The 10,703-nt window shown below is 64.0% G+C and carries 12 protein-coding genes; 1 reads left to right on the forward strand and 11 read right to left on the reverse strand.

Annotated features, from left to right (window positions below; translation table 11 throughout):
* Positions 1-4 precede the first annotated feature (4 nt).
* From mddA to A3E77_RS04820, 11 genes are all read right to left on the reverse strand, one after another.
* Complete coding sequence (gene mddA, locus A3E77_RS04770) at positions 5-748, reverse strand: methanethiol S-methyltransferase (RefSeq protein WP_293643694.1); 744 nt, start codon at positions 746-748, stop codon at positions 5-7.
* 54 nt (positions 749-802) lie between these two features.
* Positions 803-1,159 (reverse strand): HesB/IscA family protein, encoded by a 357-nt coding sequence (locus A3E77_RS04775; protein WP_293643696.1) that lies wholly within the window; start codon positions 1,157-1,159, stop codon positions 803-805.
* Positions 1,159-1,641, reverse strand: coding sequence for an SUF system Fe-S cluster assembly protein (locus A3E77_RS04780; RefSeq protein ID WP_293643698.1), 483 nt, complete (start codon positions 1,639-1,641; stop codon positions 1,159-1,161). Before A3E77_RS04780 ends, A3E77_RS04775 begins: the two co-directional genes overlap by 1 nt.
* Positions 1,638-2,819 carry an aminotransferase class V-fold PLP-dependent enzyme gene (locus A3E77_RS04785; protein WP_293643700.1) on the reverse strand — a complete coding sequence of 394 codons (1,182 nt, stop codon included), beginning with the start codon at positions 2,817-2,819 and terminating at the stop codon, positions 1,638-1,640. Before A3E77_RS04785 ends, A3E77_RS04780 begins: the two co-directional genes overlap by 4 nt.
* The gene (locus A3E77_RS04790; RefSeq protein WP_293643702.1) at positions 2,816-3,547 is read right to left on the reverse strand and encodes a SufD family Fe-S cluster assembly protein; all 732 of its coding nucleotides are present in this window, start codon (positions 3,545-3,547) and stop codon (positions 2,816-2,818) included. Before A3E77_RS04790 ends, A3E77_RS04785 begins: the two co-directional genes overlap by 4 nt.
* A 106-nt stretch (positions 3,548-3,653) precedes the next feature.
* A complete protein-coding gene (sufC, locus tag A3E77_RS04795; protein ID WP_293643704.1) occupies positions 3,654-4,397 on the reverse strand; it encodes a Fe-S cluster assembly ATPase SufC in 744 nt (247 codons plus the stop codon).
* A 12-nt stretch (positions 4,398-4,409) separates the two neighbouring features.
* Entirely contained in the window at positions 4,410-4,769 is a 360-nt protein-coding gene (locus A3E77_RS04800) for a hypothetical protein (RefSeq protein WP_293643706.1), read from the reverse strand.
* Positions 4,766-6,253, reverse strand: coding sequence for a Fe-S cluster assembly protein SufB (gene sufB, locus A3E77_RS04805; protein ID WP_293643708.1), 1,488 nt, complete (start codon positions 6,251-6,253; stop codon positions 4,766-4,768). Before sufB ends, A3E77_RS04800 begins: the two co-directional genes overlap by 4 nt.
* Before the next feature lie 4 nt (positions 6,254-6,257).
* A complete protein-coding gene (locus A3E77_RS04810; protein WP_293643710.1) occupies positions 6,258-6,749 on the reverse strand; it encodes an SUF system Fe-S cluster assembly regulator in 492 nt (163 codons plus the stop codon).
* 422 nt (positions 6,750-7,171) lie between these two features.
* On the reverse strand, positions 7,172-8,029 hold the full coding sequence (locus A3E77_RS04815; RefSeq protein ID WP_293643712.1) for a helix-turn-helix domain-containing protein: 858 nt from the start codon (positions 8,027-8,029) through the stop codon (positions 7,172-7,174).
* A 131-nt stretch (positions 8,030-8,160) separates the two neighbouring features.
* Positions 8,161-9,981 carry a DUF885 domain-containing protein gene (locus A3E77_RS04820; RefSeq protein ID WP_293643714.1) on the reverse strand — a complete coding sequence of 607 codons (1,821 nt, stop codon included), beginning with the start codon at positions 9,979-9,981 and terminating at the stop codon, positions 8,161-8,163.
* Positions 9,982-10,050: 69 nt separating this feature from the next.
* Here A3E77_RS04820 and pyrD point away from each other — a divergent pair.
* The coding region (gene pyrD, locus A3E77_RS04825; RefSeq protein WP_458574410.1) for a dihydroorotate dehydrogenase (quinone) at positions 10,051-10,703 on the forward strand (653 nt) is incomplete at its 3' end.

The following is a 10,703-nucleotide window of genomic DNA, read 5'->3' on the forward strand; positions in this document are numbered from 1 at the left end:
GACCCTAGGCCCGCCTCCGCCCTCCGGTGCCCGGCACGAGCATCGGCGTCGTTTCGCGATAGGCGGCATAGTCGGCGCCGAAGGTGTCGACCAGATTGCGCTCCTCCAGCCGGATCGCCACCAGCATATAGGCCGACAGCCCGACCGCGAGCATCAGGTGCCCGGCGGACATTGCTGGCGTCGCCCAGAAGGCGAGGAAAAAGCCCGCGTAAAGCGGATGCCGGACCAGCTTGTAGAAAAAGGGCTGATGCAAAGCCGGCTTTGCGCCGGTCCGCGCGCGCCAGGCGAACCACGCCTGTTGCAGACCGAACAGCTCGAAATGATTGATCAGGAAGGTGCTGACGAGGACGATCGCCCAGCCGAGGCCGAACAGAGCCCACAGCGCGGCCGCGCCGACGGGGTTTGCGACGGTCCAGACCGGCGCGGTTATCGGATGCCAGCCGAGAAACAGGATGACGAGCACAAGATTTGTCATCATCACATAGGTCGATCGTTCGATCGGCGGCGGGACATGGCGCGTCCAGACGGCCTTGAACGCCGGTCGCGCCATCACGCTGTGCTGAAATCCGAACAGCGCAATCAACGCGAGGTTTACGGGCAGGGCCAGCACCGGCGACGACTCCGGCCCGCGATCGACCGTCAGCGGCGCTCCCGGCAGATTGCCGGTGAAAGCGATAAGATACAGAAATACGGCAAGGAAAATCGCATAAGCGACCGCGGCATACAGCAGGTAGAAAATGCGCGTCATGGCAAAGCTCCCCTGAAGGCGGAGCCATAGCATATTCAGCGCAAAAAAGCGCCTTTAGACGGTGAAGCTCTCGCCGCAGCCGCAGGCGCCCTTGGCGTTCGGATTCGCGAACACAAAGCCCGCGGCGAAATCATCCTCGACCCAGTCCATCGTGCTGCCGATCAGGTAGAGCACCGACGCGCCGTCGATGTAGAAAATGCCGCCCGGCGTCTCGATCTTCTCGTCGAACTTCACCTCTTCGGTCACATAGTCGACCGAATAGGCGAGGCCGGAGCAGCCGCGGCGGGGGGTCGACAGGCGAACGCCGATGGAACCCTCGGGCGCCGCGGCCATCAACGCGGCAACGCGTTCCTCGGCGTTCGGCGTCAGCGTGACGGCGGCAGGGCGAGCGCGCGTTTTCGTTTCGGTCATCACAACATTCCCAGTTCGAGCCGCGCTTCGTCGCTCATATTCTGCGGCGACCATGGCGGGTCCCAGACCAGATTGACCTCGGCGTCGCCGACCCCGGGCACCGCGCCGACGCGCAGTTCGACCTCGGCGGGCATCGATTCGGCGACCGGGCAATGCGGCGTCGTTAGCGTCATCGTGACGAGGGCATGGCCGTCGTCGATCTCGACATTGTAGATCAGGCCAAGGTCATAGATGTTCACCGGGATTTCCGGGTCGTAGATATCTTTCAGTGCGTTGATCACGGCTTCGTACAGGTCGCCGCCGACTGCGCTCGGTGCGACGGCCGCGGGCTTGGCCGCAAGGAAACCCTCCAGATAGTCGCGCTTGCGCTCCAGCTTCTCGGGTGCGGTCTCGACATCCGCGACGCGCGCCTTCGGTGGCGCCTCGACGCTTGTCACTTCCTCGACCCGAATCCCGGTCTCACTCATGCGGTCCTCGCTCATCCGAAAATCCTCTCGACGCGCGACAGGCCCTCAATCAGCGCCGCCACATCGTCGTCATTGCTGTAAACGCCAAAACTCGCGCGCGCGGTCGCGGGCACACCCAGATGCTCCATCAGCGGCTGTGCGCAATGGTGCCCGGCGCGGATCGCGACCCCGCTTTCGTCCAAGATAGTGCCGATGTCATGCGGATGAACCCCCGCCATCGCAAAACTGACGATTCCGGCGCTGTTTTCGGGGCCGAAGAGCGTGATGCTGTTCCGCCGCGCGAGTTGCTCGCGCAGGCTGCCGACCAGCGCACATTCATGCGCATGGATCGCATCGATGCCGATGCTTTCGACATAATCGACCGCCGCCGCGAGCCCGATCGCCTCGATGATCGCGGGCGTCCCTGCCTCGAAGCGCGTGGGGGCGGGGGCGTAAGTCGTCTTTGCAAAGGTCACCCGGTCGATCATCGATCCGCCGCCCTGCCACGGCGGCAGCGTATCGAGCTTGTTGCTCCACAGCACCCCGATGCCGGTCGGACCATAGAGCTTGTGCCCCGAGAAGGCATAATAGTCGCAGCCGAGCGCCGCGACATCGACCGGCAGGCGCGGCACCGCCTGACAGCCGTCGATCAGCAGTTCGGCGCCGACATTATGTGCCAGTTCTGCCGTGCGCGCGACGTCGAGCGGGCTGCCGAGCACGTTCGAGACATGCGCAAAGGCGACCATAGTATGATCGGGGGTCAGCAGCTTTTCGGCAGCATCAAGATCGATGCAGCCATCGGCGGTCAGCGGGCAGACATCGACTTGCCACCCGGCCAGCTGCCACGGCACGATATTGCTGTGATGCTCGAGCACCGACAGCAGCACGCGGCCCTTCCGCGGATGCGAATAGGCGACGAGGTTGATCGCCTCGGTCGCGCCGCGCACGAACGCGATCTGCTCTTCCTTCGCGCCGATAAAGCCCGCGATCCGCCGCCGCGCCGCTTCATAGGCGAGCGTCATATCGGCCGAGCGCGCATAGACGCCGCGGTGCACCGTCGCATAATCGCGGCCCATCGCGTTCACCGTCGCGTCGATCACTGCCTGCGGCTTTTGCGCCGTCGCGGCGGTGTCGAGATAGTGCCAGCCGGGCGTCAGGCCGGGGAAGTCGGCGCGAACGTCCGGGAAGGTACGGAGGGCGGTCGTGGTGCTCACACCAGCTCTCCCAGCTTCGCCAGCGCCAGTGCTTGCAGCTGTTCTTCATCCTCGGCGCCATCGAACACGCCCGCGACAAACGCCTGCAACATCAACTTCTTCGCCTCGCCGGGCGGCAGCCCGCGCGATTGAAGATAATAGAGCGCCATCGGATCAAGTTCGCCGATCGCGCAGCCATGCGCGCATTTCACATCGTCGGCGAAGATTTCGAGTTCGGGTTTGGCGTTGGCGGTCGCGCTGCGGTTCAGCAGCATCGCCTTCACATCCTGTTCGCTGTCGGTCTGTTGCGCATCGCGCGCGACGGCGACCTTGCCGAGATAGGTGCCGGTCGCGGTCCCGCCGAGCACCGATCGCACGACCTGCCGCGACGTCGCGCCGGGTTCGGCGTGGGTGACGGTGGTGACGATCTCCAGATTTTGCGCACCGCCGCCGATCTGCGCCGCGCCTAGCATGAAGTCGGCGCCTTCGTGCAGCGTCACCGCGAGCTCGATGCGGCCATAAGCGCCGCCGATGTTGAGGATATGCAGTGCGGCGGCCGCGCCCTTGCCGAGCACCAGCTCGATCTGCCGGATGTCGCCCGCGTCCTGCACGATCGCGCGTGCAAACTTGCCGCCCGCGGGCACGATGATGCTTTCGGGCGCGGGCAGCGGCCACGCCGCCACGACCGCATCGATATCGCTATAGCGCCACGCTTCGTCGCGGCGGGAGGGGAGAACGCTCGTCGTCAAGCCGCGATCTCCCACACTTCGTCACCCCGGACTTGATCCGGGGTCCACGCGGTCATGGATGCCGGATCAAGTCCGGCATGACGAGAGAAGGAAAAATGCGCGCTCATCACGCCGCAATCTCCGCATAGCCATGTTCTTCCAGTTCGCGCGCCAACTCGGGCCCGCCGGACTTGACGATGCGGCCGGCGGCGAGGACGTGGACGAAATCGGGCTGCACATAATCGAGCAGGCGCTGATAATGCGTGATCAGCAGCACCGCCTTGTCGGGGCGGCGCATGATGCTGTTGATCCCGTCGCCGACGGTGCGCAGCGCGTCGATGTCGAGGCCGCTGTCGGTCTCGTCGAGGATCGCGAGCCTGGGGTCGAGGATGCCCATCTGCACCATCTCGTTGCGCTTCTTCTCGCCGCCCGAAAAGCCGACGTTCACGGGGCGTTTGAGCATGTCCATGTCCATCTTGAGCAGCGCCGCCTTTTCGCGCGCGACCTTCAGGAACTCGCCGCCCGACAGCGGTTCCAGCCCACGCGCCTTGCGCTGGGCGTTCAGGCTTTCGCGCAGGAACTGGACGTTCGACACGCCGGGGATTTCGACCGGATATTGAAACCCCAGGAACAGGCCCGCCGAGGCGCGCTCGTGCGGCTCCATGTCGAGCAGATCCTGCCCGTCGAAGTCGACCGATCCCTCGGTGACCTCATAGCCCGGCCGCCCGCCGAGCACATAGGACAAAGTCGACTTGCCCGCGCCATTGGGTCCCATGATCGCATGGATTTCACCCGCATTGATGCTGAGCGACAGGCCCTTCAGGATAGGCTTGTCAGCGACGGTGGCGTGGAGATTTTCAATTTTGAGCATCTTGTTTCCGATTTATGGGACAGGCTTGGGAGCGACGTCTTTGGTCAGCTTGCTGACAGCGCTATGCTCTAAGCCTTCCTCGTTGAATTCCACCGAGACGTAGGGATTGTGAGGACTGGTATTCTTTCCATCGAACTGCGCAGCGATCTCGATCGCGGCACCCCGAAGAAATTTGCTACAAGTCTTTACCGCTGCTCGAGCCTCTGCCTCATTCACAGTCTCTCGCGGCCCCAATTCACTCGCCCGCTTGTCGATGCATTTTTCGTAGCTGATGGTATTTGCGAAGCGGTCGTTGGGACTGGCAGGTTCGTTCGAACCGGGGCCGCCACATCCGACCAGCAAAAGCGCTAAAGAAGCGAGTGAGCTTCTCACCCAACGCTCCCCTCAAGGCTGATCCCCAACAATTTCTGCGCCTCGACCGCAAATTCCATCGGCAACTGCTGCAGCACTTCCTTCGCGAACCCATTCACGATCAGCGCTACCGCCTCTTCCGCATTCAACCCGCGCTGCATCGCGTAGAAGAGCTGGTCGTCGCTGATCTTGCTCGTTGTCGCTTCATGCTCGACGGTTGCGGTCGGGTTGCGGACTTCGATGTACGGCACGGTGTGCGCGCCGCAGGTGCTGCCCAACAGCAAGCTGTCGCACTGGGTGAAGTTGCGCACGCCCTCGGCGTTCGGCGCGACGCGGACGATGCCGCGATAGGTGTTGTTCGACTTGCCCGCGCTGATCCCCTTGCTGACGATCGTCGAGCGCGTGCGCTTGCCATTGTGGATCATCTTGGTGCCGGTGTCGGCCTGCTGGAAATTGTTCGTCACCGCGACCGAATAAAATTCGCCGACGCTGTCGTCGCCGTTGAGCACGCAGCTCGGATATTTCCAGGTGATCGCAGAGCCGGTTTCGACCTGCGTCCACGACACCTTGCTGCGCTTGCCCTGGCAGAGCGCGCGCTTGGTCACGAAATTATAGATGCCGCCCAGCCCCTCGGCATTGCCCGGATACCAGTTCTGGACGGTCGAATATTTGATCTCGGCATCGTCGAGCGTCACCAGTTCGACCACCGCGGCGTGCAGCTGATTCTCGTCGCGCATCGGCGCGGTGCAGCCTTCGAGATAGCTGACATAGGCGCCCTTGTCGGCGATGATCAGCGTCCGCTCGAACTGCCCGGTATTTTCAGCATTGATGCGGAAATAGGTCGACAGCTCCATCGGGCAGCGCACACCCTCGGGCACATAGACGAAGGTGCCGTCGGAAAAGACCGCGCAGTTCAAGGTCGCGAAATAATTGTCGTGCATCGGCACGACCTTGCCGAGCCACTTCTTCACCAGCTCGGGATATTCGCGGATCGCTTCGGAGATGGAGAGGAAGATCACGCCGGCGCGCTTCAGTTCCTCGCGGAAGGTCGTCGCGACGCTGACGCTGTCGAACACCGCATCGACCGCGACCTTGCGCGCGCCCTCGACCCCCGCGAGCACCTTTTGCTCCTCGATCGGGATGCCGAGCTTTTTATAGACCTCAAGAATCTCGGGATCGACTTCGTCGAGGCTGCCGAGCTTGGGCTTCGGCTTCGGCGCCGCATAATAATAAGCGTCCTGATAGTCGATCGGCGGCACGTTGAGCTTCGCCCAGTCGGGGGTCTCCATCGTCTGCCAATGACGGAACGCCTTGAGCCGCCAATCGAGCATCCATTCGGGCTCGTTCTTCTTCGCCGAGATGAAGCGGACCGTATTTTCGGTCAGCCCCTTGGGCGCGAAGTCGGTCTCGATGGACGAGGACCAGCCATGCTCATAATCGGCGACCTTTGCCGCGGCGTCGTGCGCGGCCTGGTCTTTTACGGGGAGGTCTGTGTTGTCGGTCATATCTCTAACTCGTCGCCCCGGCGAAAGCTGGGGCCGCTGGAGGGTTGACGCCGTCACCGCCGGGAAAACCGCCAGCGATCCCAGCTTTCGCTGGGATGACGGACAGGCTCGCCAGGCTGATTTCTGCAAGCGCCCCGCGCACCGCGCCGTTCACGACGCCCCAATGCGGCTGCACCTTGCAGCTGCCTTCGAGCGAGCAATCGTGCCGCCCTTCGGCGACGCACGAGGTGAGCGCGATCGGTCCTTCGACCGCTTCGATGATATCGGCGACGCTGATCGCCGCCGCGGGCCGCGCGAGCCGCACGCCGCCGCCGCTGCCGCGCGAAGCCACCAGCAGCCCGGCGCGGGCGAGGCCGCTCACCAGCTTCTGCGCCGTCGGCCCGGGGATGCCCGTCTGTTCGGCCAGCATGCCCGCGTGAATCGGCACCGACCCGCACTGGCGGGCGGCGGCGCTCATCAGCACCACGGCATAATCGGCAAGGTTGGACAGACGCATCATATCTCCGTCCGCAAATTGCGAACGATTCTTAACTGGAGTAAATTACTCCACTTATATAGGCAAAGCGTTGCCGCGGCGCAACCAACGGGCGCTACAGGGTGCCCAAGAAAAAAAAGGCACCCATCCGGCCGAAGCCAAATGAGTGCCAAGATGAAGGTCTCAAGTCCTCGTCAGAGGATGAGCTCTTCTGGGTCGCAAGGGGGAATTATGCCCGCGCGGCGATTCGCGATTGGACGGAAACGCCAAATCGACGGGACAGGAAATTTTAGAAGGTTAACGCGGCCGCGTGCAGGCTACCCGCCAATCCCGTCGTCATTGCGAGCGAAGCGAAGCAATCTCCAGCTGCCGGCTTTGCGTGACGGCGAGAGCCGGAGATTGCTTCGTCGCTACGCTCCTCGCAATGACGGCGGGGTGGGGTCTCAGGTCTCGGAGACGAGCGGGCTGACCTTGCCGGCGAGTTGCTTGCGGCCCTTGGTCGTCGCCTCGGTGTAACTCGTCGGCTTGCCGAGCTGGCCGGGCGTCGCGCCCGCGAAACGCTTGATCTCGCGGATCAGGTGCGACTGGTCGTAAAAGGCGTCGCCCAGCTGCGCCGAGTCGAGCCCTTCGCCGCGCGCCAGCGCCGATGCGGCGCGCACCGCGCGATATTTGCGCGCCAGCATCCGCGGCGACAGGCCGTAATAATATTTCGTCATCCGTTCGACCGACCGGATCGACATGCCTGTCGCCTCGACCAGTTCGGGCACCTGCGGCGAGGGCGATTCGGTCAGCCATCCGTCGACGGTGCGGATGAACCACATCGGCGGCTGCTCGCTGCGCGTCAGCACCTCGCGCGCGAAATTATTGCCGATGACCAGCTTTTCCTCGACGCTGGTCGCCCTTTCCAGCGTCGCCGCGACCTCCTCGATCCAGGGGCCGAACAGGTCGGCCGCGTCCATCGCGCGGTCGGTCAGCTTGTCGGCCTCGTCCCCCATCAGCGCCGCCCAGCCCGCGGGCAACATGCCGAAACCGAACATCTGGGTCGGGCAATTGCTGATCGCGCGCACGCGACCGCTCGTCGGGCCGACGATATTCGCACGGCAAACCGGCGCGCGGTGATCGTCGGCAAAGACATATTCGCCGTCGGCCGCGGTGACGAAGCGGAATTGCGGGCGATCGGCGCGCTCATATTCGTCGAAACGCGGCATGTTGACGCGCGCGAAATAGAAGCTCGACACCATCTCCGCCAGATCGGGATCGGGCGGAAAATAGTGCAGCTCGAACGGCGCGCTGCCGTCCACGCCCCCAGGCGAGGAAGTAGTATTCGACATGAAGACCCAGACCTCGACAGCCTTTCCCCGGGCTGCCTTCTTATCTGGGTCAAATATGTGCGGTTCGCCGCCCGCGCGTCAAGCGGCAATCGTCAATTAGCTTAACCCTTCTGCGCCGCGATCCAGCCATCGACGCGCCGTTCGAGGATGTCGAGCGGCACCGGACCCGATTCGAGCACGACGTCGTGAAAGCTGCGGAAATCGAACTTGTCGCCAAGCGCCGCCTGGGCGCGGCCGCGCAATTCCATGATTTTCAGCTTGCCGATCAGATAGGCGGTCGCCTGTCCAGGATAGACGATATAGCGTTCGATCGCCTTTTCGATGTCGCCGTCGGGGTTGGGCGTGTTGTCCTTGAGATACTGGATCGCCTGTTCGCGGCTCCAGCGCTTGTCGTGGATGCCGGTGTCGACGACGAGTCGGCACGCGCGCCACAGCTCCATGCCAAGCCGTCCGAAATCGCTATAGGGATCGGTATAGAAGCCCATGTCCTTGCCCAGCTCCTCGGTGTAGAGGCCCCACCCCTCGGTATAGGCAGTGAAGCCCCCGAAACGGCGGAAGGGCGGCAGCCCGGTCAGCTCGGTCTGCACCGCGCGCTGAAGATGGTGCCCCGGAACGCCCTCATGATAGGCGAGGGCCTCCAGCTCGGTCTTCGACATGTCGCGCAGGTCGTAAAGGTTCACATAATAGATGCCGGGGCGCGACCCGTCGGGCGAGGGCGAGGAATAAAAGGCCTTGCCCGCCGATTTCTCGCGGAACGCCTCGACCGCCTTCACCTGCAATGCCGCCTTGGGCAGCGTGTTGAAATAGGCGGGCAGGCGCGTCTCCATTGCCTTCACCTTGGCATCGACATCGGCGAGATATTCGGCGCGCGTCGTGTAATAATATTGCGGGCTGGTGCGCAAATGCGCGAAAAATTGCTGCAAGCTGCCCTTGAAACCGACCTTCGCCATGATCGTTTTCATCTCGCCATGGATGCGCGCGACTTCGGCCAGGCCCAGGTCGTGGATCTGCGTCGCGGTCATGTCGGTGGTCGTGTAATTCGCCAGCAGCGCCTCATAATAGGCCTTGCCGTCGGGCAGGCGCCATATGCCGTCCTGCGTTGGGGCGCTCGCCTGCTGGCGCTTCATCTCGGCGAGCAGGCGGCCATAGGCCGGGCCGGCGCTTTCGCTCCACGCCGCTTTGGCTGCCGCGACCAGCCGCGCCTTTTCGGCGGCGTCGATGTCCAGTTTGCCGACCTTTGCCGTAATATCCTCGATCACGGCATTGTCGGGCTTTTGCAAATTTCCGATGTCGGAAATCAGATAGGCATAGCCCCATTTCGGCGGCTGGATGCCGCGCTGCGCGCGCTCGGCCGACTGCGCCGACAGCGCGTCGAGCACGGGGCCAAGGCCGCGAATGCGGGCAACATAGGCTTCGGCTTCGGCGGCGCTCGCGACGCGGTGGATGTTGATCAGGAACGCGGGCATCTGACTCTGCGCGCCGTTCATCTGGTCAAAGATATAATCATGGTTGCGATAGGGGAACAGGCGCTCGGCGCGCTCCGCCTGGGCGTTGAACAGCTCGAACGACAACGCATCGTCGGCCGACATCGCCTTGGGATCGAAGCTGCCGCGCATCGCCTCTGCGGTGGCCTGTTGCAGCTTGTGCGACGCGATGGCCGCCTCGTCGCCGACGTCGTTCCACTTGCCGTAATCGGCATCGCGAATGCCGCGATACGCCTTGCCTTGCGGGCTGAGCGAAAGCTGCGCCGCGTCATAATTGTCGAAGAATTGCGCAAGGTTCGCGCCGGCGGGCGCTGCGTCGGGGGCGGGGGCCGATGCGGCGGTGGCGGGCGCATCCTGCACCGCGGCCGGGGCGCAGCCCGCGACGGCCAGCAGGGCGAGGCCGGTGGACAGGCGAGCGATGATTTTGAGATGCGACACGATTTTCTCCCGGTTTTTCCGATGCGCCAAGGGCTTGCCATAGCCCCGTCGTGCGCGCAATGGCGGGCCATGTCGCTCCTCGCTTCGCTCACCGATTGCGCCTATGCGCTCGTTCGCCCGGTCGTCCACGCCACCGATGGCGAGGCGGCGCATAATCTGACGCTCAGCGCGCTCCAGCCGCTTCCGCGCGCGCGCCATGCGCTGACCAGCCCGGCGCTGGCGACCGATCTTGCGGGCCTCAAATTCCCGAACCCGGTCGGCCTCGCGCCCGGGTTCGACAAGGATGCCCGCGTCGCGCATGTCATGCCGCATTTTGGTTTCGGCTTCGTCGAGGTCGGGACGCTGACCCCGCTGCCGCAGGACGGCAATCCGCGTCCGCGCCTGTTCCGGCTCGTCGAGGACCGGGCGGTGATCAACCGCATGGGGTTCAACAATGGCGGGCAGGAAAAGGCGGCCGAACGGATCGCGTGCCTCCGCCGCTATGGCCTGCCGGTGCCGCTGGGCATCAACATCGGCGCGAACAAGGACAGCGCCGACCGCATCGCCGATTATGCACGGGGCACTGCGGCGATGGCGCCGCTTGCCGATTACCTGACGGTCAATATCTCGTCGCCGAACACGCCCGGCCTTCGCGCCTTGCAGGACAAGGGCGCGCTCGAAGCCTTGCTCGACGGGGTCGCGGCGGCGCAGCCGGCGGGCGCGGCGAAGCCGGTGTTCCTGAA

Source organism: Sphingopyxis sp. RIFCSPHIGHO2_12_FULL_65_19 (assembly GCF_001830555.1).
In the GTDB taxonomy this organism is placed as follows: Bacteria; Pseudomonadota; Alphaproteobacteria; order Sphingomonadales; family Sphingomonadaceae; genus Sphingopyxis.